General features: G+C 66.2%; 22 protein-coding genes. 8 read left to right on the plus strand and 14 right to left on the minus strand.

The genetic code is table 11. The features are described 5' to 3' along the window. Nucleotides 1–4: 4 nt before the first annotated feature. Complete coding sequence (locus I4U41_RS05365) at nt 5–613, plus strand: ABC-type transport auxiliary lipoprotein family protein (protein WP_206860420.1); 609 nt, start codon at nt 5–7, stop codon at nt 611–613. Nucleotides 614–619: 6 nt separating this feature from the next. On the opposite strand, the gene I4U41_RS05370 is transcribed toward I4U41_RS05365, so the two are convergent. Beyond that, nucleotides 620–1216: an alpha-ketoglutarate-dependent dioxygenase AlkB family protein gene (locus tag I4U41_RS05370; RefSeq protein ID WP_206860421.1), complete on the minus strand. Its 597-nt coding sequence runs from the start codon at nt 1214–1216 to the stop codon at nt 620–622. A gap of 151 nt (nt 1217–1367) precedes the next feature. On the opposite strand from I4U41_RS05370, the gene I4U41_RS05375 reads away from it, so the two are divergent. Beyond that, nucleotides 1368–2990, plus strand: a complete 1623-nt coding sequence (locus tag I4U41_RS05375) for an electron transfer flavoprotein-ubiquinone oxidoreductase (RefSeq protein WP_206860064.1) — start codon at nt 1368–1370, stop codon at nt 2988–2990. A gap of 45 nt (nt 2991–3035) precedes the next feature. On the opposite strand, the gene galE is transcribed toward I4U41_RS05375, so the two are convergent. From galE to I4U41_RS05390, 3 genes are read right to left on the minus strand one after another with little or no spacing between them, the layout of a single operon-like run. Next, complete coding sequence (gene galE / locus I4U41_RS05380; RefSeq protein WP_206860065.1) at nt 3036–4010, minus strand: UDP-glucose 4-epimerase GalE; 975 nt, start codon at nt 4008–4010, stop codon at nt 3036–3038. Between the two features lie 13 nt (nt 4011–4023). Continuing rightward, the gene (locus tag I4U41_RS05385) at nt 4024–4659 is read right to left on the minus strand and encodes a CoA transferase subunit B (protein WP_206860066.1); all 636 of its coding nucleotides are present in this window, start codon (nt 4657–4659) and stop codon (nt 4024–4026) included. Nucleotides 4660–4683: 24 nt separating this feature from the next. Next, nucleotides 4684–5403, minus strand: coding sequence for a CoA transferase subunit A (locus I4U41_RS05390; RefSeq protein WP_206860067.1), 720 nt, complete (start codon nt 5401–5403; stop codon nt 4684–4686). Nucleotides 5404–5538: 135 nt separating this feature from the next. Between I4U41_RS05390 and I4U41_RS05395 the strand changes: the two genes are divergently transcribed. After that, the gene (locus tag I4U41_RS05395) at nt 5539–6453 is read left to right on the plus strand and encodes an ATP-grasp domain-containing protein (RefSeq protein ID WP_206860068.1); all 915 of its coding nucleotides are present in this window, start codon (nt 5539–5541) and stop codon (nt 6451–6453) included. Between the two features lie 49 nt (nt 6454–6502). On the opposite strand, the gene I4U41_RS05400 is transcribed toward I4U41_RS05395, so the two are convergent. Continuing rightward, on the minus strand, nt 6503–7915 hold the full coding sequence (locus tag I4U41_RS05400) for a mannose-1-phosphate guanylyltransferase/mannose-6-phosphate isomerase (RefSeq protein WP_206860069.1): 1413 nt from the start codon (nt 7913–7915) through the stop codon (nt 6503–6505). Nucleotides 7916–8136: 221 nt separating this feature from the next. Between I4U41_RS05400 and I4U41_RS05405 the strand changes: the two genes are divergently transcribed. From I4U41_RS05405 to wecB, 4 genes are all read left to right on the plus strand, one after another. Further along, complete coding sequence (locus tag I4U41_RS05405) at nt 8137–8883, plus strand: electron transfer flavoprotein subunit beta/FixA family protein (protein WP_206860070.1); 747 nt, start codon at nt 8137–8139, stop codon at nt 8881–8883. After that, on the plus strand, nt 8883–9830 hold the full coding sequence (locus I4U41_RS05410; protein WP_206860071.1) for an electron transfer flavoprotein subunit alpha/FixB family protein: 948 nt from the start codon (nt 8883–8885) through the stop codon (nt 9828–9830). Before I4U41_RS05405 ends, I4U41_RS05410 begins: the two co-directional genes overlap by 1 nt. 104 nt (nt 9831–9934) lie before the next feature. Beyond that, a complete protein-coding gene (locus tag I4U41_RS05415; protein ID WP_206860072.1) occupies nt 9935–11383 on the plus strand; it encodes a class I SAM-dependent methyltransferase in 1449 nt (482 codons plus the stop codon). 22 nt (nt 11384–11405) lie between these two features. Then, nucleotides 11406–12533: a non-hydrolyzing UDP-N-acetylglucosamine 2-epimerase gene (gene wecB / locus I4U41_RS05420; RefSeq protein WP_206860073.1), complete on the plus strand. Its 1128-nt coding sequence runs from the start codon at nt 11406–11408 to the stop codon at nt 12531–12533. 88 nt (nt 12534–12621) lie between these two features. Here wecB and I4U41_RS05425 read toward each other — a convergent pair whose 3' ends face one another. The 5 genes from I4U41_RS05425 to I4U41_RS05445 all read right to left on the minus strand — a co-directional run bounded on the left by I4U41_RS05425 (nt 12622) and on the right by I4U41_RS05445 (nt 21499). Further along, nucleotides 12622–14700 carry a sulfatase-like hydrolase/transferase gene (locus tag I4U41_RS05425; RefSeq protein ID WP_206860074.1) on the minus strand — a complete coding sequence of 693 codons (2079 nt, stop codon included), beginning with the start codon at nt 14698–14700 and terminating at the stop codon, nt 12622–12624. 75 nt (nt 14701–14775) lie between these two features. Then, nucleotides 14776–18150, minus strand: coding sequence for a glycosyltransferase (locus I4U41_RS05430; RefSeq protein WP_206860075.1), 3375 nt, complete (start codon nt 18148–18150; stop codon nt 14776–14778). Then, nucleotides 18140–19441 (minus strand): ABC transporter ATP-binding protein, encoded by a 1302-nt coding sequence (locus tag I4U41_RS05435; protein ID WP_242524991.1) that lies wholly within the window; start codon nt 19439–19441, stop codon nt 18140–18142. Before I4U41_RS05435 ends, I4U41_RS05430 begins: the two co-directional genes overlap by 11 nt. Nucleotides 19442–19508: 67 nt before the next feature. Continuing rightward, on the minus strand, nt 19509–20261 hold the full coding sequence (locus tag I4U41_RS05440; RefSeq protein WP_206860077.1) for an ABC transporter permease: 753 nt from the start codon (nt 20259–20261) through the stop codon (nt 19509–19511). 50 nt (nt 20262–20311) lie between these two features. Beyond that, the gene (locus I4U41_RS05445) at nt 20312–21499 is read right to left on the minus strand and encodes a cystathionine gamma-synthase (RefSeq protein WP_206860078.1); all 1188 of its coding nucleotides are present in this window, start codon (nt 21497–21499) and stop codon (nt 20312–20314) included. Nucleotides 21500–21565: 66 nt separating this feature from the next. On the opposite strand from I4U41_RS05445, the gene I4U41_RS05450 reads away from it, so the two are divergent. Further along, nucleotides 21566–22579, plus strand: coding sequence for a hypothetical protein (locus I4U41_RS05450; protein ID WP_206860079.1), 1014 nt, complete (start codon nt 21566–21568; stop codon nt 22577–22579). 1 nt (nt 22580) lies between these two features. Here the strand turns inward: I4U41_RS05450 and I4U41_RS05455 are convergent, their stop codons facing one another. The 4 genes from I4U41_RS05455 to I4U41_RS05470 form a co-directional block, all read right to left on the minus strand. Then, nucleotides 22581–23525, minus strand: a complete 945-nt coding sequence (locus tag I4U41_RS05455; RefSeq protein ID WP_206860080.1) for a 2OG-Fe(II) oxygenase family protein — start codon at nt 23523–23525, stop codon at nt 22581–22583. Further along, the gene (locus I4U41_RS05460; RefSeq protein WP_206860081.1) at nt 23525–24901 is read right to left on the minus strand and encodes a pyridoxal-phosphate dependent enzyme; all 1377 of its coding nucleotides are present in this window, start codon (nt 24899–24901) and stop codon (nt 23525–23527) included. The genes I4U41_RS05455 and I4U41_RS05460 overlap by 1 nt, the downstream gene beginning before the upstream one ends. Before the next feature lie 235 nt (nt 24902–25136). Then, the gene (locus I4U41_RS05465) at nt 25137–25355 is read right to left on the minus strand and encodes an HP1242/YdcH family protein (RefSeq protein ID WP_206860082.1); all 219 of its coding nucleotides are present in this window, start codon (nt 25353–25355) and stop codon (nt 25137–25139) included. A gap of 389 nt (nt 25356–25744) precedes the next feature. Next, a complete protein-coding gene (locus I4U41_RS05470; protein ID WP_425492508.1) occupies nt 25745–26623 on the minus strand; it encodes an OmpA family protein in 879 nt (292 codons plus the stop codon). Nucleotides 26624–26625: the final 2 nt, after the last annotated feature.

Consider the following 26625-nt stretch of genomic DNA (forward strand, 5'->3'; position numbering starts at 1 on the left):
CGGAATGCTGCTCGCGCTCGCCGGCTGCTCGATCCTGAGCGACAAGCCGCGCAGCACCAGCACGATCTACGCACCGGAGCCGACCGTGCAGGCCGATCCGTCGTGGCCGAAGGTCGACTGGCAGCTGGTGGTCGCCCCGCCCGCCGCACCGCGCATCGTCGACAGCCTGCGCATCGCCGTGCGCCCGACGCCCGGCGAAGTGCAGGTCTATCGCGACGCGCAATGGGTGCGCCCGCCTTCGGACATGCTCGTGGACACCGTTCTGCGCGCGCTGGAAGACTCCGGCCGCATCGGCGGCGTCGCACGCCAGGGCACGGGCGTCGCGTCCGAATTCAAGCTGTTCTTCGAAGTACGCCGCTTCGAATCCGACTACGCGGGCGGCGCGCTGCCGTCGGCGACGATCGAGGTCAGCGCCAAGCTGCTGCACGTGCCGCAGCAGAAGGTCGCCGCGTCGAAGGTGTTCCGCCAGGCAGTGCCGTCCTCGAGCACGGCGGTGGCCGATGTGGCGCGCGCGTTCGAACAGGCGCTGTCGAACATCGGCGGCGACATCGCCGGCTGGACGCTGACCAGCGGCGAGGCCTACCGCCGCACGCTTCCGCCCGCGAAACCCTGAGCGCGTTCAACCGTCCGGCGCGAGGATCCGCCGGAAGGTCAGGTTGATCCGCGGTCCGATCGGCCGCGTCGTGCGCGGCAGCGCGTGGCGGTAATGGCGCTGCGTCCCGCCGGACATCACCAGCAGGCTGCCGTGGGGCAGGTCCAGCGCGAGTTTCCGGGCCGGATCGTCGCGATGCTTCAACGCGAACCGCCGGGTCGCGCCGAGGCTGATCGAGGCGATCACAGGCTCGCGCCCGAGTTCCGGCTCGGCATCGCTGTGCCAGCCCATCGCGTCGTTTCCATCGCGATACAGGTTCGCCAGGACACTGTTGAACGCGACGCCGAGCGTACGCTCGAGTCGCTCACGCACGGGACCGAGCGACGCTGGCCACGGGTGGGGATCGAACAACGTGCCCGAATAGCGGTAGCGCGCGTCGGGATCGCCGATCCAGCAGCTCAGCCGCGGCGAATCGACTTCGCGGCCGAAGATGCGGATGCGGTGGACCTCCCAGGGAACCTGCGCGCGCAGGGTATCCAGCAGCGCATCGGCCTCGACCGGGCCCAGCCAGTGCGGATCGAACCGCAGCTGTGCGTCGGGCAAGGGAACGGGGGCGAGGACCATACGCCAAGCTAGCACGCCGTATCGCGTGCGCCCGCCGGCGGATTTGGCGCGGGCGGCGCAAACCGCGACAATCACGCCTTGCGGACTCGCCCTGGAATCCGCCCTGAAATCCGCCAGCCGCTGTACGCCAGCCCGTCTTGGAGCGCCTCCCATGAGCCAACCCGATCCGAACGCCGTCGAACGCGACGTGATGGAGTACGACGTCGTCACCGTCGGTGCCGGTCCGGCCGGGCTGTCGTTCGCGATCCGCCTGAAGCAGCTCAATCCGGAGCTGTCCGTCTGCGTGATCGAGAAGGCGTCCACCATCGGCGCGCACATTTTGTCCGGCGCGGTGATCGAACCGGGCCCGCTCGACGCCCTGCTGCCCGGCTGGCGCGACAACCCGCCGCCAATCTGCGTGCCGGCGAAGGACGACGAGTTCTGGCTGCTCACGCACGAAGGCCACCGTCGCCTGCCGATTCCGCCCGGCATGCACAACGAGGGCAATTTCATCGTCAGCCTCGGCGCGATGTGCGCGTGGCTCGCGCCGCAGGCCGAAGCGCTGGGCGTGGAGATCTACCCCGGCTTCGCCGCCGCCGAGACGTTGCACGACGACAGCGGCGCCGTCGTGGGCGTGCGCATCGGCGACATGGGCGTGGCGAAGGACGGCTCGCACAAGCCCGGCTACACGCCCGGCATCGACATCCGCGCCAAAGTCACCGTGCTCGCCGAAGGCGCGCGCGGCCATCTCACCAAGCGCCTGATCAAGCAGTTCAAGCTCGACGCCGACAGCGATCCGCAGGGTTATTCGATCGGCATCAAGGAACTGTGGCAGGTGCCGGAAGACCGCGTGACGCCCGGCAAGATCGTGCACAGCTTCGGTTGGCCGGCCGACAACGCCATCTACGGCGGCGGCTTCCTGTACCACCTGAACAAGGGCCGCATCGCGCTGGGCTACGTCAGCGGACTCGACTACAAGGACCCGGAATACAAACCGTGGGAGGCCTTCCAGCAATGGAAGAACCACCCGCTGTTCAGGCCGCTGCTGGAAGGCGGCAGCATTCTTTCGGCGGGCGCGCGCGCGATCGTGACGGGCGGTTACCAGTCGCTGCCGAAGATCGAGATGCCCGGCGCGCTGCTGATCGGCGACACCGCCGGCCTGCTCAACGTGCCCAAGATCAAGGGCACGCACCAGGCGATCCGCTCCGGCATGCTCGCGGCGGAGCACCTCGTCGCTTCGCAGCTGTCGGCGCAAGGCTTCGACGCGAAGCTGCGCGGCTCGGAGATCATGGCCGAGCTGAAGAAGGTCCGGAACATCAAACCGGGCTTCAAGCGCGGACTATGGTTCGGCATCCTCAACTCGGCGTGGGAAACCGTCACCGGCGGGCTCTCGCCATGGACGCTGAAGAACAAGGCCGACTGGTGTTCGCTGGAAAAGATCGGCGAATACGAAAGTCCCAAACGCGACTACATCGACCGCCCACTCGCGCCGCGCGACCGTTTGCAGGGCGTGTACTACGCCGCCACCGAGCACGACGAGGACCAGCCCGTGCACCTGAAGGTGCGCGACACGTCCATCTGCATCACGCGTTGCGCCGAGGAATACGACAACCCCTGCACGCGCTTCTGCCCGGCGGCGGTGTACGAGATCGTGCAGGATGAAGCCGGCAAGCGCCTGCAGATCAACGCCGCCAACTGCGTCCACTGCAAGACCTGCGACATCAAGGATCCCTACGAGATCATCGACTGGGTGACGCCGGAAGGCGGCTCGGGACCGAACTACCAGAACCTGTGAGGCATCGCGCCTGCGGGGAACTTCCTCGCAGGCGCTTGCTGGAAATCAGTAGCGCGGATTGCGATGCCAGCGCCACGCGGTGTCGATGATTCGCGCGATGTCGGTGTAATGCGGCTGCCACCCCAGCAGGCGCCGCGCCTTTTCGCTACCTGCCACGAGGCGATCGGGATCGCCCGCGCGTCGCGGCGCGATCTCGTAGGGAATGGGCGTGCCGGCCACGTCGCCCGCGGCCTGGATCATCTGCATCACGCTGAACCCCGCGCCGTTGCCGAGGTTGAACGCGTGCGCGCCTTCGTTCGACGCCATGAAATCCAGCGCGCGCGAATGCGCATCGGCGAGGTCGTCGACGTGCACGTAGTCGCGCACGCAGGTGCCGTCGGGCGTCGCGTAATCGTTGCCGAAGACTTTCAATGACGGCGCGTCGCCGTTGGCCGCGCGCAGCATGTTCGGGATCAGGTGCGTTTCGGGCGAATGCGACTCGCCGATGTCGCCTTGCGGCGACGCGCCCGCCGCGTTGAAGTAGCGAAGCGCGACCGAACGCAGTCCATACGCACGCGCCGCATCTTCCAGGATGATTTCCACCATCCGCTTGCTCGCGCCGTACGGATTGATCGGCCGCGTCGGATGCGACTCGTCGATCAGTTCCGATTCCGGATGGCCGAACACCGCCGCGGTGGACGAGAACACGAGCTTCCCGACATCGGCGTCGCGCATCGCCTGCAACAGGTTGAGCGTGCCAGCGACGTTGTTCTGGTAGTACGCGTAGGGCTCCTGCACCGATTCGCCGACCAGCGATCGCGCGCAGAAATGCATCACCGCGTCGAAGCGATGCTGCGCGAACAGATCGCGCAGCTGCGCCGCATCGAGCAGATCGCCGCGCACGAAGGCGGCGTCGCCGATCGACTCGCGATGACCGGTGGAAAGGTTGTCGAACACGACCGTACCGACGCCGTCGCGCACGAGGCGACGCACCATGTGCGAGCCGATGTAGCCCGCACCTCCGCAAACCAGCACTTTCATCGAACGCTCGATCTCACGCGGCGCGCGAGACCGGCACGCCGGTCTTCTCGCGCAGCTCTTCCTCGGTCACATCCGGCGCGAGCTCGACGAGCTTCAGGCCGTCTTCGGCGACGTCCAGCACCGCAAGGTCGGTGATGATGCGGTTCACCACGCCCACGCCGGTCAGCGGCAGCGTGCATTCGGGCAGGATCTTGTGCTCGCCGTTCTTCGCGGTGTGCTCCATCAGCACGACCACGCGCTTCACGCCGGCGACCAGGTCCATCGCGCCGCCCATGCCCTTCACCATCTTGCCGGGCACCATCCAGTTGGCGAGGTCGCCCTTCTCGGTGACCTGCATCGCGCCGAGGATCGCCAGGTCGATGTGGCCGCCGCGGATCATCGCGAAGGAATCGTGGCTGCCGAAATAGCTGGCGCCGGGGCGTGCGGTGACGGTCTGCTTGCCGGCGTTGATGAGGTCGGCGTCGACTTCGGCTTCCGTCGGGAACGGGCCGATGCCGAGCAGGCCGTTCTCGCTCTGCAGCCACACGTCCACTCCGTCGGGAATGAAGTTGGCCACCAGCGTCGGCAGGCCGATGCCGAGGTTGACGTAGGCGCCGTCGGTGAGTTCCTGCGCGGCGCGCTGCGCCATCTGGTCGCGGGTCCAAGCCATGTCGTTGTTCCTGTATTCGTGGGGTCAGGCGGCGCGCACGGTGCGCTGCTCGATGCGCTTCTCGGGCGTGGCGTTGACGACGATGCGGTCGACGTAGATGCCCGAAAGGTGCACGTGATCGGGGTCGATCTGGCCGACTTCGACCAGTTCCTCGACTTCGACGATGCAGACGGCGCCGGCCATCGCGCAGGCCGGATTGAAGTTGCGCGCGGTCTTGCGGAACACCAGGTTGCCGGCCTTGTCGGCCTTCCACGCCTTCACCAGCGAGACGTCGGCCTTGAGCGCGGTTTCCATCACGTAATGGTGGCCGTCGAATTCGCGCGTTTCCTTGCCTTCGGCGACGACGGTGCCGTAGCCGGTGCGCGTGAAGAACGCCGGGATGCCCGCGCCGCCCGCGCGCAGGCGCTCGGCCAGCGTGCCCTGCGGGTTGAATTCCAGCTCCAGTTCGCCGGAGAGGAACTGGCGCTCGAACTCCTTGTTCTCGCCGACGTAGGACGAAATCATCTTCCTGATCTGCCGCGTCTCCAGCAGCAGGCCCAGGCCGAAGCCGTCGACGCCGGCGTTGTTGGAGATCGCGGTGAGCCCCTTGGCGCCGCTGTCGCGCAATGCGGCGATCAGCGCCTCGGGAATCCCGCACAGGCCGAAACCGCCGACGGCGAGCGTCTGCCCGTCGGCGACGATGCCGTCGAGCGCCGCCTTCGCGCTGGGGAAAACCTTGTTCTTGCCGTTTTGCGTCGCGGCCATGACGGACTCCGTTCGGTTCTGCGCAATGGCCGGCAGTTTACCGTGGCCGCGCGACGCGCCCCACCGTACGTTCGGGCATGCGGCGGGGAGTTGCTCTCATCGCGGCCGGAGGCCGCCAGCGTCTAGACTTCGGGCATGACCCGGATCGCCCTCGTGACCGCCATCGCCGCCGCAGGTGCCGACGACGACCTGGCGCCGCTGCTCGACGCCTGCGCCCGTGCCGGCCTTGCCGCCCATGTCCGCGCCTGGGACGACCCGACCGTCGGCTGGAGCCGCTTCGATGCGGCGATCCTGCGTTCGCCCTGGGATTACGTGCCGCGGCTGCGCGAATTCCTCGCATGGAGCGCGCGCGTGTCGACGCAGACGCGGCTGATCAATCCGCTCCACGTCATCGGCTGGAACACCGACAAGCACTATCTCGCCGACCTCGCCACGCGTGGCGCGCCGATCGTCCCGACGGTGTTCGTCGAACCGGACATGGAACCGCTGCCGGCGTTGCAGGCGTTCCTCGCCGAACATGCGGACGCGGCGGAGTTCGTCGTGAAGCCGAGCGTGGGCGCGGGCTCGAAGGATGCGCAGCGCTACGCGCGGTCGCAGGAATTCGCCGCGGCCAACCATCTCGCGCGCCTGCTCGACGCCGATCGCAGCGCGATGCTGCAGCCGTATCTCGCGTCGGTGGACGAACACGGCGAAACCGCGCTGATGTTCTTCGCCGGCGAATTCAGCCACGCGATCCGCAAGGGCGCGCTGCTGCGGCCGGGCGAAGCGCCCACGAACCATCTGTTCGCCGCCGAAGCGATCGCGCCGCGGCTGCCGTCGCAAGAAGAATTCTCACTGGCGGATCGCGTCATGGCAGCCGCACGCGATGCGCTGGGCCTGGACGAAGCGCCGCTTTACGCGCGCGTCGACCTCATCCACGACGGTGCCGGCACGCCGCGCCTGCTCGAACTCGAGCTGTGCGAGCCGTCGCTGTTCTTCGCGCATGCGCCGGGCAGCGCGGAGCGGTTCGCGTCGTTGCTGGCGAAGCGCCTCGGCGGCGTTTCGCCCTGACGGCCGCATCGTCCAAGGCGCCCCGGACCGGGGCGCCCTGGGGTATCGCTTACGAACGCCCGTACACGTCTTCCAGGCGGACGATGTCGTCCTCGCCCAGGTAGCCACCGGACTGCACTTCGATCAGCTCGACAGGTTCGGTGCCGCGGTTGCGCAGACGATGCACGCTGCCCAATGGGATGTAGGTGCTTTCGTTCTCGTGCAGGTCGAACACGCGGTCGTCGCAGGTGACCTCGGCGACGCCGGAGACGACGATCCAGTGTTCGGCGCGATGCGCGTGTTTCTGCAGGCTGAGCGCGGCGCCGGGCTTCACCATGATGCGCTTGACCTGGAAGCGCGGTCCGACACCGATGGAGTCGTAACTACCCCACGGACGGTAGACCTTGCGATGGAACAGGTGCTCCTGGCGACCGTCGGACTTCAACTTGTCGACGATGGCCTTGACGTCCTGGACCCGGTCCTTGCGCGCCACCAGCGTGGCGTCGGGCGTATCGACGATCACCAGGTCCTCGACGCCGATCGTGGCAACCATGCGCCGCTCCGACGCACGCACGAGACTGTCGCGCGTGTCGACGGCGATCACGTCGCCTTCGTACCGATTGCCGTCTCCGTCGCGCTGCGCGACCGACCACAGCGACGACCACGACCCGATGTCGCTCCAGCCGCAGCTCACCGGAACCACGGCAGCCCTGTCGGTTTTCTCCATCACCGCGTAGTCGATCGAGTCGCTCGGACTCGCCGCGAAGGCGTCGTGATCGACGCGGGTGAAATCGAGGTCGGCCTTCGCACCGCCCATGGCGGCGCGCGCGGCCTCCAGGATCGCCGGCGCATGGCGCCCAAGCTCGTCCAGATAGCGTTGCGCGCCGAAGAGGAACATGCCCGAATTCCAGGCGTACGTGCCCTCGGCGACATAGCGCTCGGCCGTCGCCTTGTCCGGCTTTTCGACGAAGCGCTCGACACGGAAGCCGCCTTCTCCGAGCTCGGTGCCTCGCAGGATGTAGCCGTAGCCCGTCTCGGCGTATTCGGGGCGGATGCCGAACGTGACCAGCCAGCCCTCGTGGGCCAGCCCGGTCGCGGCTTCGACGGCGGCGCGGAACGCCGCTTCGTCCTCGATGAGGTGGTCGGCCGGCATCACCAGCAACATCGCCTCCCGGTCGCGCGCCAGCGCGTGCAGCGCGGCCAGCGCGATCGCCGGGGCGGTGCTGCGCGCGGCGGGCTCCAGGAGGATGCCGCCGCTGGCGATTCCCGCGCCCTGCAGTTGTTCTCCGACCATGAACCGGTGGTCGTCGGCGCAGACGGTGATGGGCGGCTGCGCGCCGGGCAGCTTGCTCGCCCGCCGCACGGTTTCCTGATACAGCGAGTGATCGCCGACGAGCGCCAGGAACTGCTTGGGCTGGTTCTGGCGGGACAACGGCCAGAGCCGGGTTCCGCTGCCGCCGCTGAGAATGACCGGATGAAGCATTTGGACTCCGCCTTGGGGGGAACGAGCCCGCTGAAGGGTACCGGATCGGGCTGCCCCGGCCGAAGCCGGGATTCCAGACAATGAACGGATTGCGGCGCGCCTACCGTCCCTGCCGGACGCAGGAAGACCGATTCCATCCGCCTGCGTAGGGAGCCCCACTCGGCTAGAATCGCCGGTTCTCGGCCCGCTTTCGGCCCAGCAACCATAGGAATCCCCGCACGATGAAGATCCTCGTCGGCTACAAGCGCGTGGTGGACTTCAATGTCCGCATCCAGGTCAAGCCGGACGGCTCCGGCGTGGTCACCGACGGCGTCAAGCTGTCGGCCAACCCGTTCGACGAAATCGCGCTGGAAGAAGCCCTGCGCCTGCGCGACAAGGGCATCGCGACCGAGGTCGTGGTCGCCACCATCGCCCCGGCCGACGCCCAGGCGCACCTGCGCAACGGCCTGGCAATGGGCGCCAACCGCGCCATCCACGTCGTGTCCGACCAGCCGATCCAGCCGCTGACCGCCGCACGCACGCTGCTCAAGCTGATCGAGAAGGAACAGCCGGACCTGGTGATCCTCGGCAAGCAGGCCATCGACGACGACGCCAACCAGACCGGCCAGATGCTCGCCACGCTGTGGGGCCGTCCGCAGGCGACGTTCGCCTCGAAGCTGGAGGTGGAAGGCGGCAAGGCCACGGTCACGCGCGAAGTCGATGCCGGACTGGAAACGCTCGAAGTCGACCTGCCGGCGGTCGTCACCACCGACCTGCGCCTGAACGAGCCGCGCTTCATCAAGCTGCCGGACATCATGAAGGCCAAGAGCAAGCCGCTGGAAACCGTGCAGTTCGCCGATCTCGGCGTCGATGCCGGCGAAGGCCTCAAGACCACGCACTACGCCGCGCCGGCCAAGCGCAGCAAGGGCGTGATGGTGAAGGACGCGGCCGAACTGGTCGCCGCACTCAAGCAGAAGGGGCTGCTGTAATGAGCAAGGTACTCATCGTCGCCGAACACCTGGACGGCAAGCTCAACGCCTCCACCGCCAAGTGCGTTTCCGCTGCCCAGGCGCTGAAACCCGAGTCCATCGACATCGTGGTGCTGGCCGCCGATCCGTCGGCCGTTGCCTCCGAAGCCGCGCAGATCGCCGGCGTCGGCAAGGTGCTGACGGTCGCCAACGCGGCCAACGCGAACGCCATCGCGCAGATCCTGGCACCGCAGGTGGCGAAGATCGCCGCCGGTTACACCCACGTCTTCGGCCCGAGCACCACCTTCGGCAAGGACCTGATGCCGTGCGTCGCCGCGCTGCTGGGCGTGTCGCAGGTGTCCGACGTCATGGCCGCGGAAGGCAGCCACACCTTCAAGCGCCCGATCTACGCGGGCAACGCGATCATCACCGTCGAAGCGCCGGCCGGACAGACCGTGGTCGCCACCGTGCGCACGGCCTCGTGGCCGGAAGCGGCGAGGGGCGGCAATGCGGCGGTCGAAGCCGCCAGCGTCGACGCCGCCCTGCCCTCGCACACGCGCTTCGTCGGCCTGGCGGCCGGCAAGTCGGATCGCCCGGACCTGCAGTCGGCGCGCCGCGTCGTCTCCGGTGGTCGCGGCGTCGGATCGGCGGAGAACTTCAAGGTCATCTACGCGCTGGCCGACAAGCTCGGCGCCGCCGTCGGCGCATCGCGCGCCGCGGTCGACGCGGGCTACGTGCCGAACGAACTGCAGGTCGGCCAGACCGGCAAGATCATCGCGCCGGAGCTCTACATCGCCGTCGGCATCAGCGGCGCGATCCAGCACCTGACCGGCATCAAGGACGCCGGCACCATCGTGGCGATCAACAAGGACGGCGACGCGCCGATCTTCGAGATCGCGGATATCGGGCTGGTGGGGGATCTGTTCAGCCTTCTCCCTGAACTTACGACTGCCCTACAGTCCGGTTAGTATCGGGCTCCCCTCGGATGGGCTCCGATATGCACGAACTGTATCTGTCCAGTGACAGCCATATCGAGGTCGAGGCCGGAGCGGCGCCTCCTCCCAGCAGATGGATGACCATCGGCCATAGCGGCGTCGCCCGCCCCGCCCTGCTGCTGCTCGCGGGCGAGCGGGTGCGGCTGGGTTCCATCACGATCTCCAGTGGGCAGCGGATGGCCGTGCGCTACGGCGCTGCCCACGGCAACCTGAGCCGGGACGGCGCCGAGCTCTTCATCGAACTGATCGACGACAAGGGCGGTACCCATCGCATCGGCGCCTTGAAGGTGCCGTACGGGGAATTCGGGCTCGCTCCCCGCCATGCGTACTTCGACCTGAGCCCTTGGATGGGTGCGCAGTTCACCGTCCGCCTGGTCTGCGGCGCGGGCGATGCGAACGATCCGCGCGGCGACTGGATCGCGATCTACGACCTGGCGGTCGGCAGCGAGGAGCGCATGGGCGCGTTGCGTGCGATGGCGTTCCGCAAGGAGCGCATCGCGAACGAGATCGCGCATTTTTCCAGCGTCTACGATCATTCGATGTACCAGGGCTCGCTGGACCGGTCCGGGAGCGCGGTCCCGCCCGCCGAATGCATCCCCCTGCATGAGCTGCTGGCGAACGCGCGGGCGACGCAGCAGCAGCCGGCACCGCCCGGCAGGCCCGAGTTTCCGTTCCCGCATCAGCTGGCCCGGTTCCCTTCCGGCGCCTACGAGTACGCACACCACCTGCTTGGAAGCACGCTGCAGGCGACGGCGCCGGACTTCGGCGAACGGCTGGTGCGCGCCGCGGAACGCCTGCAGGCCACGCCCAACAAGCCCGTGCGGATCCTTTCGCTCTGCGCGGGAGCGGCCAGGATCGAGGCGCAGTTCGCATCGCGCGTCGGCGATCGCGCACGGTGGACGCTGCTCGACATCAGCCGCGACCTGCTGAAGAGCGCGGCGCTGAACTTCCCGCCGGACCAGCAACCGCGGCTGATCCTGGCCGACGTCAACGAGATCCGGGACTTCGGCGAGCAGTACGACATCGTGATGTGCGTCTCGGCACTGCACCACGTCGTCGAACTGGAGGGCGTGCTGAACTTCATTCGCGATGCCCTCACCGATGACGGCGAGTTCTGGAGCATCGGCGAAGCCATCGGTCGCAGCGGCAACCGCCTGTTCGACGAGGACTACCGGGTCGGCAACTCGGTCTTCCGTGCGCTTCCCGAGCGGTATCGTCGCAACCGCAACACCGGTCGTGTCGACGAAGATCTGCCCAACGTCGATTTCTCGGACGCGACGTTCGAGGGAATCCGCAGCGACGAGATCGAACCACTGCTGCTCCATCGCTTCGAACCCATCGCGGTGTATCGGCGCAACTGCTTCCTGTGGCGCCTCGTCGACCTGGCCTATTCCGACAACTACGATCTTTCGCGAGAGGGGGATGTCCTGCGCATCCATTCCCTCGTCGAACAGGAACTCGCGCATTTCAGGAACGGCGGTCGCCCGACCGAGCTCCATGGCACGTTCCGCAAGCGCGCTCTTTGAACCAGCATCTCCACGGGAATAAATGAATCAACGCAGCAAGAAAGTCCTGGTGGCCTTCGGCACCAGGCCAGAGGCGATCAAGATGGCGCCGGTCATCAAGGCACTCGCCGCAGCGCCCGCCGTCGAGCCGATCGTGGTGGTGACCGCCCAGCACCGGCAGATGCTCGACCAGGTCCTGGACCTGTTCGGCATCACGCCCGACGACGACCTCAACGTGATGGAGCCGGGGCAGACCTTGCCGGGCCTGTTCGGCAAGATCGTCTCCGGCATGAGCGAAGTCATCGGCAGGCACAAGCCGGACCTTGTGCTCGTGCATGGCGACACGAGCACGACGCTGGCCTCCGCCCTTGCGGCCTTCTACAACCGCACGCCGGTCGGCCATGTCGAAGCGGGATTGCGGACGGGCAACCTCTATGCGCCATGGCCTGAAGAGGGCAACCGCTGCATGACGGCTCCTCTGGCCAGCCTGCACTTCGCACCAACCGCGACCGCGCGCGACAACCTGCTGCGCGAAGGCGTTGCGGACGGGAAGATCCTGGTGACCGGCAACACCGTGATCGACGCGCTGCTTGAAGTCATCGGCAAGATCGAAGCCTCGCCAGAGCTGCAGGCTTCGCTGTCCGCGCAGTTCCCGTTCCTCGAGGAGGGCAAGCGGCTGATCCTGGTGACCGGTCATCGCCGCGAGAACTTCGGTGGCGGATTCGAGCAGATCTGCCTGGCGCTCAAGGCCATCGCCGACCGGGGCGACACCCAGGTCGTGTATCCGGTGCACCTCAATCCGAACGTGCAGGAACCGGTCAACCGCATCCTCGCCAACCACCCTGGCGTCACGCTGATCCCGCCGCTGGACTACCTGCCGTTCGTGTACCTGATGTCGCGCGCCTACCTGATCATCACCGACTCCGGTGGCGTGCAGGAGGAGGCTCCGTCGCTCGGCAAGCCGGTCCTGGTGATGCGCGATACCACCGAGCGCCCGGAAGCGGTCGAGGCCGGCACGGTGGTGCTGGTGGGCACCGACAGCCGGAAGATCGTCGCCGAAGCGAACCGCCTGCTGGATGAGCCGTCTGCCTACGAGCAGTTCGCACGCGCCCACAATCCCTACGGGGACGGGCAGGCCTCCAGGCGGATCGTCGAACGCATCCTGGCCTGACGGCGCTTTAGAACAGGGCGGCGCATCCGCTTCGCCCTGTGGGCGCTGGGCCTTTCATAGGGGCGAGCATCAGCCTGCCCCGCATCGCCTACGGGCTGGCGGTGACCACGAAGGTGCCGACCGAAACTTCACCGGCTTCATCCTCGCAGCGGTACTTGACCGGGTACTCACCGGGCGCCGTGAGGAATTGCGGATTGTCGAAGCCGGCCGACGCGATGTTTCCCGCCAGGGTCACGCGGACCTCGTCCTCGCCGATCATCAGGATGGGCGTGCCCCGGCCTTCCGTCACTTTCAGCCAGATCGCATTGGAACCATCGGGCTGGACGTTGAAGCCCTTTCCGCTCGATGCCGTGCGGGGCCCCCAGTTCTGCACGCCCAGCTTGCAGGCCCCGTAGGGCAGGTTCTGCTGCATGGCGACGGGCTTCGCGAGCCACGCCTGGTTGGCGGCGTGCAGGAACTGCTGTTTGCCCTGGATGAGATCCTTGCGCAGCATCTTGGTCTGCTCGAGCTGCTTCGACGCCTTCCTGCAATCAGGCGTGTCGGTCGTGCAGGCGTCCCAGCCTCGATTCTTCCTCGCAAGGAAGGCCCCGAGGAAGATTCGGCTGCGCGCATCGCCCGTGACCTGCGCGTAAGGCAACTTAGGCGCGCCGGGGCCCAGCAGCGCGAGCACGCGGGAAGGCAGTGCGTACAGCGGGATCTGACCCATGTCCGCCGCGCCCTTCTGTCCATCGATTACCAGCAGGGGCGTGGAACTCATCTGCACCAGGCCGGATCGACCCGCCCCCGCCTCGCCCTTCAAGCCCGAGACGACGTAGGGATCAGGATTGGCTCCCAGCACGGGGGCGTGGTCGCCGAACAGCACGATGATGGCGTCGGGATCCAGTTCGCGAACGGCTTCGATGTAATCCATCATCGCCGCGGTCGAATACGCCACCGCGTTCGCGTACGCCTGCAACAGGTCCGCCTGGGGCGAGACCGTGACCAGGTCGGGGCGCTTGGCGCGATCGCGATCGTAGGGGAAATGCGAACTCAGGCTGACCACGTAAGCGAAGTACGGGCGCTGGGGATCGAACTTGTTCAGCCGATCCAGCGTCTGGAAATACATGGAGCGGTCGTTGAGGAACGCACCGTCCATGTCGTCCAGCCGGTAGGCGCCACTGGGGTTGTACTGCTCGAAGCCGACCTTCGGATACGCCTCGTCGCGGGACCAGAACTTGGCCTTGTAGGGATGGTTGGCGACCGTCAGGTAACCGCGCTCGCGCAACATGCGTGGCAGGCACGGCACCGTATTGTCCAATCCGTCTTCGAAGACGACGCGGTCGGGATACGCGGGCAGGCCGCACAACGCCTCGAATTCCGCGTTGGCGGTAACGCCTCCGAAGGTCGGACTCAGGACGGTCGAACGCCCGCCCTGCTCCCATAGGCGCCGGAAACGCGGATCCCACGGGTCGCGCGAGAACTTGTAGGTCTCCAGGCGGAGCGGATCCCACAATCCCTCCATCAGCAGCAGGTGGACGTTGCGCTTCCTGAAGTCCCCACCCAGGGACTCGCGCCCGCGGTGTCCAGCGGCGAGCGCGTCGATCTTCGCCTCATCGACGGACGACCATCTCTCCCGCCATCCCTGCGCCAGGTCGGCGAATACGAACGTGAGGCTTCCGTGTTCGCCGACGACGGATGCGCTGGACGCTCCTTCCGAACGGGGCCCGGCCAGCGATGCCAGGCCGTACGCCAGCAGCGGAAGGCAGGCAATGTAGGCGAGGAGTGCCGGCAGCGCGTACCACCTCGCCTTGCGGAACCGCAGCGCCCATGCCAGCAGGAGAACCGCGACCACGCACCCGGCTAGCGCGAACACGAGGTGCGCCCCATGCAGCACGCGGATCAGCTGGACGCCGGAGACGATGTCGCCGAACGTGATCGGCAAGGCCATCAGCGAAATCTTGGCCGACTGCCCGAGCACGAAGACGCCGGCGATGACCGTCGCGAACACCCATGTCGACGAACGGCCCGGCGCCATCCAGCCGATGAGCCAAACGGCAGGCCAGAGCAGCAACGTGTCGATGACCACGGCAAGGATGCCGTAGGTGAATCCGAACAGAAACTTCGACAGGAGCGCGCACGACACCACGATCACGGCGGAGATCGCCATGGTTCGCAGTGGCAGCGACACGGCCGTCCCCTTGGAATCCTTCAAGACATCCCCCTTACGACCGACCCGTGAAGCCGACGCGGCACCCCTGCCGCGTCATGCCTTCTGACGATAGCAATGGGGCTTCCACTCGCCCCACTTCTCTTCGTAAATCGCCTTGTTCTTTTCGAACAGGGCCTGGCGCACGCCCGTGTCGAGCGCACCGAAACTCGCCGACAGCTGGTGATGCACGAAGACGTCCTCGGCACAGAGGATGCGGAAGCCTTCGATCGCCAGGCGCCGACAGTAGTCGTCGTCCTCGAAGAAGCCGATGCCGAACCGCTCATCCAGCCCGCCAACCGCGGTGTACGCGGCGCGGCTCAGCATGACGCAGAAGAACGCGGCGGTTTCCAGCGGGAACGACCTGCCCACGCGCGCGCGGGTGTACGCGCCGGCCGCCTCGATCATTTCGGGCATGCCGGAGTACTGGATGTCGATCTTCGCTTCGTTGCCGATGTTGTTGGTCACCGGCCCGACGAGGCCGACGCTGGCGTCGCGCCGGAAGTGGGAGATCATGGTCCTGATCCAACCCGGCGTGACGTACGTGTCGTTGTTGAGGATCACCAGGTAATCGCCGGACGCGACGGCCAGCCCGATGTTGTTGCCGGCCGAAAAGCCCGAGTTCACCTCGTTCGCGATGAAGCGTCGGTCTTCGCCGCGCGCGGCCCATTCGCGCAGGTAGTCCTGGCTGCCGTCGCTGGATGCGTTGTCGACGACGATCACTTCCATGTTGGGGTAATCGCTGTAGCGTTCCAGGCTTTCCAGGCACGCCTTCGTATAGTCGAGCTTGTTGTAGGTCAGCACCACGACGCTGACGCGCGGCTCGCTGATGCTGGCCAACGCGTCATCGAGCGCCTGCGCCCGATGTGCCCAGGTTTGACGCGCGGCGAACTCCCTGCGGAGTTCGGCCGAGGAAGCGCCATCGGTCTGGTCGACCAGTACCTTGCCCACTTCATCCACGAACGAATCGGCGTCGCCAGCCAGCGCGACCAAGTCTTCGAACTGGGCCAGCTCCGGCAGGTCGACAGACACCACAGGCTTGCCCGCACTCAGGTATTCGTAAACCTTCACGGGATTCGTCGCCAATGTCAGCGGAATCACCTTGAACGGCAGCAGGCAGACGTCGAACCCGTAGAGCCAGTACGGCAACTCGGCATACGGTACTTCGCCGGTCATCCGCACGTTGGCCAGGTCGGCAAGCTCTGCGGCGACGCCAGCCGTGTCGCGACCGACCAGCAGGACCAGAGCGTCAGGGTGTGCGAGCGCGACACGCCGGACCAGCTCGGCGTCGAACCATTCGGCGATCGCACCGTAGTAGCCGATTACTTTGCGTCCATGTTCGTCGCGGAATACCGAGGCGGGCGCGCGACTGAAGTGGTCGAACTCCGTTGCGTTGCGGATAAGCGCGATCTTCCGCCCTTCGCCGGAAAGCTCATCCTCCAGCCACTGGGAGGTCACGATCAACAAGTCACAGGCGTTGATCAGCGCACGCTCGCCTTCGAGAATCGATGACGCGTTATTCTCGAATCCACCGTGATGGTCCATACAATCGTAGACCAGCTGCGCATTCGGCAGACATTGCGCCGGATCGAGCCAGAACGGGTGCTGGACGAATGAAACACACTTCGTGGATCTGGTCCACTCCAGTAACGTGCACAGACTCCCGCGGATGCTTTCGACCTGGCTTCTGGTAGGCATGTCAGAATAGATCTGGGGAGCCCCTGAAACATTCAGATTGACTTGGAAGAGCCTGTCGCTCCCCTCGATTGCCTCCACCGAAAAGCCAGGAACCTCTGAGTCCACAAAATTGTTAGAGATATAAAAAACGCGATGCCCCTTCTTCGCCATCGCTGTTGCAAGGTGCTGAGGGCGCTGGGTGCGGAAGTTCCAGTCGATCACCGCCCACACGAACACATCGCCAACGCCGTCGGCAACGCCAGCCAGCTTAGGAAGTCTGGAAAAGTCACTATGCTTGAGCCGCTTGACCGCTCGCGAGCGGATCATGGACATCACACGTGCCCGATCGGAGGGATCGATCCGCCGCGCCTTCAAGGTGCGCCTGGCGAACCTCAGCCCGGAGGCGATGCGCCGCTTCCAGGCGGCCACTTCCCGCGACTGCCCGCCCAGCCCGCGCACGCATAACCGCGCCACATACTTCGTCGTTTCAAGCGGGCGACTCATAAACCGCCGCAGCAACCGCAAAGGACGAGTGATCTGCCAGGACGTACTGGCATAGACTGCACTCAGCTCCGCTTGGTAGCTGGCTGCTTGGTTGTTCTGCGCCTTTAGCGACGCATACATAACCTCGATCTCTCTCAATGCTTCCAGAGATTGCTTCTGCTCCGCCTCTACGACGCGCTGCCAGCGCTCAGCTTCGGCGCACTCGCGTTCGTACAACCTCTTCCACAGCTCCATGTCCTGAATTGCTTTAGCTGCGATCTCATCTGCCGACGCCAGCTTCTCTCGGAGTCCACTGACCGCTTCAGTCTCGCCGACCAATGGCACCAAGGCGTTGAGCGCAGACGAAAGCTCGATCGCGTGCCGCTGGTCCCGGGCCACTTGCTCGAAGTGCCACGCCGGCGCAGCACTTTGCTTTTGGGATTGACGCACTGCAAGCCAGTGCATGAGTGCATTGCGCAGTCGCTGGGCGTCATCCGCACGATCGGGTCTAGATTCGGCGAGGGCGTTGAGGGTCGTCCCCAGGTCGGAAACCAGACTCTCGACATCCGAGCGCAGCCCAGCCACGGTGCTGGACGGTTCGACTTCGAACCGAACATCGTTGACCCGCAGCGACAACGAGTCCAACCACGCCGGATCGGCCCATACGAGCATGACTTGCTCACCCGGCCAATAGCACGGCTGGTCAGCGCTGGTATCCCGCACTTGCACATGCACCAGTACTTTGCCGCCCGGAAGCGTGATCGGCACGTTCGAAGGATCGAACGACGCGTGATGCTCATCAATCAAGCGTCGCTCGCGGAAAGGCAACAGCATCGCGACGGCATAGCGCGCGTGCGATGCCACCCGCTCAAGAATCGCCCACGGCTCGTGAAAGTGCTCAAGCGTGTTGGAACTGAAGACCACGTCGTACAACGAGGCTTCGGCACTGCCATTCGTCCAATCCTGGACAACGAAGTTCTGGGCAGGGTAGGCCGTCATCGCCGATTTAATAGCGACCGGTGAGAAGTCGATGCCCGTTATCGGCACGCCGCTCAGGCCCAATGCGAGCTCGTTCGTGCCGTCGCCCAAGGCACATCCCCAGTCGCACCAGCTCAATGGTAGCCTGCGCGATGCTTGCTTCAGCCAATCGGGCAGCATCTGCAGTGCAAGCGCGCCGAAAAACCGTGATTGCTCGCGGCCGTGAAGCGCCTCCCAGTCTTCGTCGAAGCGGCCGTCCCAGTAATCCTGAGAGTTGATCGAATCACCTGACACCCGACGCCTCCCGGAAGCGGTGCTTCATACTCGGCTGATAGACCCCAGAAAAGCGCCTCGGAGTCAACGATGAAAAGTATCGTGCCCCTTCAACATACTCATAGTATTCAATCGATGTGCCATGTCGCCGCTCAAGTGCGGCCACCAGGAAATATTTCCCTTCGACGAGACCATTCTCGAAGTCGAACTCGACTTCTACCTCGTCGCCAGCACGCCAGTTGGGATATCGAGCCTCGCCTGCATCGTGCGTGCTGGACACGATGATGTCCGACCCGCGCAGATCCTTGATAGAAAAGGCCACGCCGAATGTATCCGGCGAATAGCTCTCCGGAAGCACGAAACGAATCCGCACTCGACAGACGTCGCCCCAATAGATGAGGTCGACGGGCTGGCCATTGACGTCCAGAACGTTTGCAGAGCGTATTAGACCGACCTCTTCGCCCCAGTGAGCGACCGGGCGCGCATCCAAAGCCACGTCGGCGATCTTGGGCGCCTTGATGCCGTCCTCCGCCACCCTCACGTTGTGCACAGATGTGGCAGCCTCGGATTCGGCAACGCCGGGCATTCCGGTACCGATGCCCCCTACCTCTGCCGCTGCTTCCGGATCATCGGCGAATATCGACTCCATGTAACGGGAGGTGACCTGGAGGACCGGTCCCAGCGCCCGCGCCCGCCCCCCATCCAGCCATAGAGCGCGCTGACACAACGCGCGTACCGCCGAGACATCGTGACTGACAAACAACACCGAGGCGCCACGGTCTTGAATCTGCCGTAGCCGTTTCATGCAGCGCGCCTGAAAGCGAGCATCGCCCACGGCAAGCGCCTCATCGATGATGAGAACGTCCGCATTCACCGACGTCGCCACGGCGAACGCCAATCGAACGAACATGCCACTGGAGTAGGTCTTGGCAGGCTCATCGATGTACTGTCCGATATCTGCGAACGCGGCAATATCGTCGAAGCGCTGCTCGATTTCTTCCCGCTGTAGTCCGAGCAGCATGCCGCTGAGGAACACATTTTCGCGTCCGCTGAACTCCGGATTGAATCCGGCACCCAACTCCAACAGCGCGGCCACTCGTCCATCAACGAAAACATGGCCTTCGGTCGGATTGACCGTGCCGCATAGCATCTGCAGAAGAGTGCTCTTGCCCGATCCATTGCGGCCGATTACACCAAGCGTCTCCCCGCGTTCGACTTCGAAGTCCACGCCACGCAGGGCCCACACCTCCCGACCACGCGCGCGCGGTTCGCGGCCGAGCGCTCTCGTAAGCGGAGTCTCGACCAGTTGCATCAACCTATCAGCAGGACTCGCGAAGATTTCATATCGTTTGCCAAGACCCGATGCCCGGATTACGACTTCAGATGACATCGGCAAACCCCTTGCGCACGAACCGGAACCACCACAATCCGAGCGAAGCAATGGTCAACGCTGCCACGTATTGCCAAGCAAGAACGCTCAGGTCAGGCAACCTTCCGAAGATGAGGACTTCTCGCACACCTTCCACGACACCGGTAATGGGATTGAGCTCGACGATGCGCCGAAACTTTTCCGGAACTGCAGTGATTGGATAGAAAATGGGCGAAAGAAAGAGCAGCATCGTCGAGACGAGCGGCATGACCTGCGTCAGATCACGCAGGTATACGCCTGAGGCCGCGATGAACCAGGTGATGCCTAGCGTCGCAAACGCCAGCGGAAGGAAAACGAACGGGAACATCAGCGCCGTTGCCGGAATCCACCCCTGGACCAGCAACATCGCGGCAAACAACACCAGCAATCCGACGACCATATGGAAAGTAGCCGCGAGGACGCATGAGACAGGGAGCACTTCCAATGGAAATACCACCTTCTTCACGAACTGGATATTCGCAGTAATCAGCGCTGGTGCTTTGATCAGGCATTCAGAGAACATGCCGTATACGATCAACCCAGCAAAAAGTATCAATGCAAACTCAGACGTAGGCAGGTTTCCGGCATCGGCGCTCCAGCGAGAGCGGAAAATTACGCCGAAGACGAACGTATAGACCCCAAGCATCAAGACCGGGTAGAAGAACGACCAAGCAAGCCCTGCCACAGATCCTTGATAGCGCGAGTAGACTTCGCGCTTGGCCATTTCCCACGCGAGCGCGCGTTGAATCCAGAACGAGGCTGTTGACTGCCGATTCATCCGAGCAGCCCCAGAGCTTGGCCCAGGTCATTGCGCAGGTCGGCCAGATCCTCCACCCCCACGCTCAACCGCACCAGGTTGTCCGAAATCCCCAGCGCGGCGCGGCGCTCGGCGGGCACCGAGGCATGCGTCATGATCGCCGGGTGGTTGATGAGGCTTTCCACGCCGCCGAGCGATTCGGCGACGGTGAAGTATTCGCAACGCTCCATCATGCGGCGCGCGGCGGCTTCGCCACCCTTGACGCAGATGCTCAGCATGCCGCCGAAGCCGTGCATCTGGCGCTTGGCCAGTTCGTGCTGCGGGTGCGACTTCAGGCCGGGGTAGATGACCTTTTCGATCTGCGGGTGCTGCTCCAGCCATTCGGCCAGTGCCTGCGCGTTCTCGCAGTGCGCCTTCATGCGCAGGTGCAGCGTCTTCAGGCCGCGCAGCGCGAGGAAGCTGTCGAACGGGCCCTGCACGCCGCCGACGGCGTTCTGCAGGAAGGCCATGCGATCGGCGATCTCGGCGTCGTCGCCGACCACCGCCATACCGCCGACGATATCGGAATGGCCGTTGAGGTACTTGGTCGCCGAATGCATGACGATGTGCGCGCCCAGTTCGAGCGGGCGCTGCAGGATTGGCGAGCAGAACGTGTTGTCGACCACGACAATGAGGCCGCGCTTGCGCGCGATCTGTGCGATCTGCGCGATGTCGACCAGCTTGAGCAGCGGGTTGGTCGGTGTTTCGATCCAGACCATCTTCGTTTCGGGTCGGATCGCCGCTTCGAATGCAGCCGCGTCGCTCAGGTCGACCCAGCTGAAGTCCAGGCCGGCGGAGCGGCGTCGCACGCGCTCGAACAGGCGGTACGTACCGCCGTAGACGTCGTCCATCGCGATGACGTGGCTGCCCGAATCCAGCAGCTCGAGGATCGTCGAGGTCGCCGCCAGTCCGGAAGCGAACGCGAAGCCGCGCGTGCCGCCTTCCAGGCCGGCGACGCAGCGCTCGTACGCGAACCGGGTCGGGTTGTGACTGCGCGAGTACTCGAAGCCCTGGTGCACGCCCGGGCTGCTCTGTGCGTAGGTCGAGGTCGCGTAGATCGGCGTCATCACCGCCCCGGTGGTCGGGTCGGGCGCCTGGCCGGCGTGGATCGCGAGGGTACCAAGGCCAGGCTTCCCCGCCCTGCCGTCGGCATGTCGTTCAGTCATTACGTCCTTCCGTCTTTTTTAGCTAGTCCGCGCTAGCATGGGCGGCCGACGATTCTAGCACCGCACATGAGCCCACCCAGGCGTTTGCCGCCGGACTTCAGCCGCAGTGCAGCGTATCCGCTGTTCGCGTTCGATGCGGCGCAAAACCGGGCCTGGGTGCTGCATTTCGAGGCCGGGGATTACCGGCGGGCGAGCTTCCTCGACCAGCGTTCGCTGGGCCGCCGCGAGGTGTCCGGCTGGACCCTCGACCGGGCCGAACTCGACGCGGCGCTCGGGCCGTCGCCGCCCCTGCGCGACGTCCACTGGCTGTTCCATGTCGGCCACTGCGGTTCCTCGCTGGTGAGCCGGCTGCTGGACCTGGTGCCGGGCGTGCTCGGCCTGCGCGAACCCCTGCCCCTGCTCGCCCTCGCCCACGGCCGCGAGGACCCGGCCGTACGCGCGTGGGAGGCGCCGGTGCTGGCCCTGCTCGCGCGGGGATTCCCCGACAGCCGGGCGGTCGTGGTGAAGCCGACCAGCGTGGTGACCACCCTCGCCGACCGCCTGCTGCCGCCCACCGGCCGTGGCTGCCTGTTGTGGGTCGACCTGCAGACCTGGCTGGCGACGATGCTCCGCGACCCGGGCCTCATCGAGGGCGTCCTCGCCACCGAGCCGCTGCGGCTGGCGCGCCAGCCCGCGCTGCCGCGTGCGGAACTGACCGGCGCCCGGCTCGCCCGCGCATGGCTGGTCGAGCAGCTGCGCTGGCGAACGCTGTCCGCCGACCCGGCCCTGGCCGGGCGCCTGATCGACCTGGATTTCGCCGACGTCCTGCGCGACCCCGCACCGGCGACGGCACGGCTGGCGGCGCATTACGGCCTCGCGGTGCCCGACGACTGGGCGCAGCGCATCAAGGCGTCCGAACTGCTGAGCCGCTACGCGAAGGACGGTGGCGCGCATTTCGATGCGAACGCGCGCCGGCGCGAACTCGCCGCCGCAGCGGAGAAACACGCCGACGGCATCGGCGACGGAATGGAATGGGCACAGGCCGCGCTGGACGCGATCGGCACCGCCGACCTGGCGCCGCGCCTGCGTCCTCGCGGTTGAATCAGGCCAGGAACGTGGTCATCGCGTAACGCGTGCCGCGTTCGACCGGCAGCACTTCATGCAGCAGCGAGCACGAGAACACCAGCGCCGCACCGGTCGGCGGCGAGAACAGGTGCGGGCCGAATTCCGGATAGCGGAACTCGCCGCCGACGTAGTCGCCCTGGTTGAGGTTCACCGACAGCGCGAAGCGCCGGTGCGCGACGTCGGGCGACTCGTTGTCGCGATGCGCGCGGAAATAGCCCGCGCGTTCCGGATACGCCAGCAGCTTGAACGGATCGCGCCGCCGCACTTCGAAATTGAACACGCGCGCGATCTCCGGCAGCGCGCGACGCATCAGCCGCTCGTGCATGCGCGCTTCGAGCTGCGCGTCGCGCGGAATCGTCTCGCGCCGCTGCTTGATGTCCGGATCGACCTGCATCCGCCGTTCGCCGTCCTGCATCACCATCACCGCGGACACGTCGCCGCCGCCGCAGTCGACTTCGAGATGACGGATCAATTCGGCGCAGAACCCGGGCTCGAACACGCCCGGGATCTGCAGCACCGGCGCGATCGGAAACGTGCGCTCACCCGTCAACGGCTCGATCGGATGCGCTATTGCAGGCGGCGCCCGCTGCGGCAACGCGAGCGACGCGCACAGGCGCAGGTTCGCGTCGACCAGCCACAGCAGGCCGGTGCCGACGCCGGCGCACCAGCGCGCATCGGCGGCGAACGCGCGCCAGCCTTGCGGTGCGCCGACCGGCGCCTGCGGACCCACGCACAGCGCGAACGTGCCGGACGGCGGCTGCGGAAGCCGCGCGGCGTCCTGCGCATCGGCCGGCGTTGCGAGCCACAACGGAGCGCCGGCGAATTCGGCGTGCAGCGTGCAGTTCGTTCCGTCGGCAGCGCGCAGGCGCACGTCGGGCAACCGGTCGCCCGGCAGCCAGTGCGCGGACGCCGCGGCGTTCATTACTGCACGCGCCTGCGCAGGTAGTTGAGCAGGTCGATGCGCGTGATCAGGCCGATGAACTTCTCGCCGTCCACGACGATCGCGACATGCCCGCGATCGAACACCGGCAGCAGCGATTCGATCGGCGAACGCACGTCGATCTTGTCGAGCTTGCTCACCATCGCGGTCGACACCGGATCGCGGAAGCGCGATTCGTCGCCGTACACGTGCAGCAGCACGTCGCTCTCGTCGACGATGCCGACGATGTTGTCGCCGTCCATCACGGGAAGCTGCGAGACGTCGTACAGCTTCATGCGCTGGTACGCGGTGACCAGCAGGTCGTTCGGGCCGACGACCACCGTGTCGCGCTGCGAGAACGGACGCAGGATCAGGTCGCGCAGGTCGCCCGTGGACTGGCGCGCGAGGAAGCCGTTGTCCAGCATCCAGTAGTCGTTGTACATCTTCGACAGGTACTTGTTGCCGGTGTCGCACACCAGCGTCAGCACCTTCTTCGGCGTGGTCTGTTCGCGGCAGTATTTCAGCGCCGCGGCGAGCAGCGTGCCGGTGGACGAACCGCCGAGGATGCCTTCCTTCTCCAGCAGTTCGCGCGCGGTGAGGAAGCTTTCCTTGTCGCTGATCGCGTAGGCCTTCTTCACCCGGGTGAAGTCGGAGATCGGCGGCAGGAAATCCTCGCCGATGCCTTCGACCATCCAGCTCGCCGACTTGTCCGACAGCGTGCCGCGGTTGATGTATTCCTCGAGGATCGAACCGACGGGATCGGCGAGGATCAGTTCGGTATCCGGCGATTCCTTCGCGAAGTAGCGCGACAGGCCGGTCATCGTGCCCGAGCTGCCGCAGCCGAAGACGATCGCGTCGAGCCCGCCGACGTCGCCCATCTGCCGCAGGATTTCCGGGCCGGTGACGAATTCGTGCGCGGCCGGGTTGTCCGGGTTCCCGAACTGGTTGATGAAGTACGCGCCGGGCGTTTCGCGCGCGAGGCGTTCGGCCAGATCCTGGTAGTAGTCGGGATGGCCCTTGGCGACGTCCGAACGCGTGAGCACGACCTGCGCGCCCATCGCCTTGAGGTTGAAGATCTTCTCGCGGCTCATCTTGTCGGGCACGACGAGGATGAGCTTGTAGCCCTTCTGCTGCGCGACCAGCGCCAGGCCGATGCCGGTGTTGCCGGCGGTGCCTTCCACCAGCGTGTCGCCGGGGCGGATTCGCCCCGCCTTCTCGGCCGCTTCGATCATCGACAGGCCGATGCGGTCCTTGATGGAGCCGCCCGGGTTCTGCGATTCGAGCTTGAGATAGAGCTCGCAGACGCCGGTGTCCAGGCGCTGCGCCTTGATGATCGGCGTGTCGCCGATCAATTCGAGTACGGATTGATGGATGCTCATCCGGGCAGTGTAAAAGCCCGGCGTGAAGCGCGGAAAGGCCGGATGGACGTCGCGGCGCCGCCGGGGCCGCGATTCGCGGCGCGCCAGGGGGCGCCCGGCCATGCGGGCGCCATCGGGGAGGGGAAGTTCCTTCGCACCGGGGCGGCTGCTGGGCGCAGCCGCCCCGGCTCTTCGGAGACGCGGGCGGAGAGACCGACGAGGAAGTCGCCGCCCGCGGCGAGGAAAGGGGTGGACGTCAGTGGTGTTGCAGGTCGTACATGCGGACCAGTCGGTCCTTCGCAGCCAGCTTCTCGCGCTTCATCTGCGCCAGGGTGATGTCGTCGATCGGTAGCACGCCCAGTTCGGCATCCATCACTCTCTTGTCGAGATCCTTGTGGCGCTGGTAGAGCTGCTTGAATTCCGGGTTGGCCTTCATCAGCGCCTCGATCTCCGGCTGCGGTCGTTCTTCGAACATGTAGAGCCTCCTTCAGCGGGTATGGAAGCCCGGGCGCGAGGCCCGGGCCCGTGCGGAAGGCCCCGCAAACGAAAACGCCCCAGCCGTCCTCGGGCCAGGGCGTTGCGCGGGGTCGTGGAAGAGCCGGTCGGGGCGGCGGCCTCACAAGGACCGGCCCCGTACTGACGTGGGGCGGCGGGGTCCTGCGAGAGGGGCGTTGACGTCATCGACCGGGCTCATCGCCAAGCGGAAAACAGGCCGCTTGGAGTACCGACCCTACTCCTCCCTCCAGCGGTCGGCAAGGGCGTCGAGGGCGGCTTGTGAGCACCGTCGCGAAGGTCGCGACGAACGGAAGGCGGTCTGCGCCGCGCTTCCGCGCATTCAGCGTAACTGATTGTTTTCGCTCAGATTTACTTGGACTGAACGACGACTTCGGCGCGATCGCCCTTGCCGGCGCGACCGGTCACCTGCACCTGGCCCTGCGGCCAGCCGCCGGCCACGAGCGCGTCGCGGACGGCCTCGGCGCGACGCTGCGCGAGTTGGGCATCGGCGGCGGTCACCTCGACCCGGACGCCCGGCGAGGACGAGGCCTGCGCGTAGGCGGCGATGGTCCTGGCGGTGGTCTGGGCGCCATCGCTGAGGCTGGCCTTGCCGGAACCGAAGGTGCCCTTGCCCAGCGCGAACACTTCGCCGCGATTGTCGCGCTTGGCGGCCGGCAGCTTGCCGCCGGTCACCAGTTCGGCTTCCTCGCGGGCGAGCTTGGCCTGGCGTTCGCGGGCGGCGTTCAGGCGCGCGGTCTGGGCGCCGGCCACGCCCTTCAGCGCGGTCTCGACGTCCTGCATCGCGGCGGCGTCGGCCTCGCTCTGCAGGCGCAGGCGTTCGGCTTCCTCGGCCTGCATCTGGGCCTGCAGGCGCAGGCGCTCGTTCTCGGCGCGGGCGCGCGCGGCGTCACGCTGGCTGGCCTCGACCAGCAGCTCGGCGCGCTCGCGCTCCAGCTGGTCGGCCTGGCGCTGCATGGCCTGCGTGCGCGCGGCGGATTCGGCGATCGCGACGCGGCGCTCGGCGACGTACAGCGCGCCCGGACGATCGCGCTTGGCGGCCTGATCGAGGACGCCGATCGCCTGCCGTGCCTGCAGGCGCTCGTAGGCGGCGAAGGTGTTCAGGGTCGAATCGGCGTCGAGCGCGGTCAGGCGCTGCGACAGGCGGGCCGTATCGGGGTTGTCGGCCGCATGGGCCTGCGTGGCGGCGAAGGCCGCGGCCAGCGCGAGGGTCAGGAGCATCGGGCGGATGG

The sequence above is a fragment of the Lysobacter changpingensis genome (assembly GCF_017308985.1).
Classification (GTDB): Bacteria; Pseudomonadota; Gammaproteobacteria; order Xanthomonadales; family Xanthomonadaceae; genus Lysobacter_J; species Lysobacter_J changpingensis.

Bases quoted from the DNA above. Each gene is read 5' to 3' on its own strand.
- I4U41_RS05365 (WP_206860420.1), top strand. From the start codon at position 5: ATGCTGCTCGCGCTCGCCGGCTGCTCGATCCTGAGCGACAAGCCGCGC.
- I4U41_RS05370 (WP_206860421.1), bottom strand. From the start codon at position 1,216: ATGGTCCTCGCCCCCGTTCCCTTGCCCGACGCACAGCTGCGGTTCGAT.
- I4U41_RS05375 (WP_206860064.1), top strand. From the start codon at position 1,368: ATGAGCCAACCCGATCCGAACGCCGTCGAACGCGACGTGATGGAGTAC.
- galE (WP_206860065.1), bottom strand. From the start codon at position 4,010: ATGAAAGTGCTGGTTTGCGGAGGTGCGGGCTACATCGGCTCGCACATG.
- I4U41_RS05385 (WP_206860066.1), bottom strand. From the start codon at position 4,659: ATGGCTTGGACCCGCGACCAGATGGCGCAGCGCGCCGCGCAGGAACTC.
- I4U41_RS05390 (WP_206860067.1), bottom strand. From the start codon at position 5,403: ATGGCCGCGACGCAAAACGGCAAGAACAAGGTTTTCCCCAGCGCGAAG.
- I4U41_RS05395 (WP_206860068.1), top strand. From the start codon at position 5,539: ATGACCCGGATCGCCCTCGTGACCGCCATCGCCGCCGCAGGTGCCGAC.
- I4U41_RS05400 (WP_206860069.1), bottom strand. From the start codon at position 7,915: ATGCTTCATCCGGTCATTCTCAGCGGCGGCAGCGGAACCCGGCTCTGG.
- I4U41_RS05405 (WP_206860070.1), top strand. From the start codon at position 8,137: ATGAAGATCCTCGTCGGCTACAAGCGCGTGGTGGACTTCAATGTCCGC.
- I4U41_RS05410 (WP_206860071.1), top strand. From the start codon at position 8,883: ATGAGCAAGGTACTCATCGTCGCCGAACACCTGGACGGCAAGCTCAAC.
- I4U41_RS05415 (WP_206860072.1), top strand. From the start codon at position 9,935: ATGACCATCGGCCATAGCGGCGTCGCCCGCCCCGCCCTGCTGCTGCTC.
- wecB (WP_206860073.1), top strand. From the start codon at position 11,406: ATGAATCAACGCAGCAAGAAAGTCCTGGTGGCCTTCGGCACCAGGCCA.
- I4U41_RS05435 (WP_242524991.1), bottom strand. From the start codon at position 19,441: ATGCAACTGGTCGAGACTCCGCTTACGAGAGCGCTCGGCCGCGAACCG.
- I4U41_RS05440 (WP_206860077.1), bottom strand. From the start codon at position 20,261: ATGGCCAAGCGCGAAGTCTACTCGCGCTATCAAGGATCTGTGGCAGGG.
- I4U41_RS05445 (WP_206860078.1), bottom strand. From the start codon at position 21,499: ATGACTGAACGACATGCCGACGGCAGGGCGGGGAAGCCTGGCCTTGGT.
- I4U41_RS05450 (WP_206860079.1), top strand. From the start codon at position 21,566: ATGAGCCCACCCAGGCGTTTGCCGCCGGACTTCAGCCGCAGTGCAGCG.
- I4U41_RS05455 (WP_206860080.1), bottom strand. From the start codon at position 23,525: ATGAACGCCGCGGCGTCCGCGCACTGGCTGCCGGGCGACCGGTTGCCC.
- I4U41_RS05460 (WP_206860081.1), bottom strand. From the start codon at position 24,901: ATGAGCATCCATCAATCCGTACTCGAATTGATCGGCGACACGCCGATC.
- I4U41_RS05465 (WP_206860082.1), bottom strand. From the start codon at position 25,355: ATGTTCGAAGAACGACCGCAGCCGGAGATCGAGGCGCTGATGAAGGCC.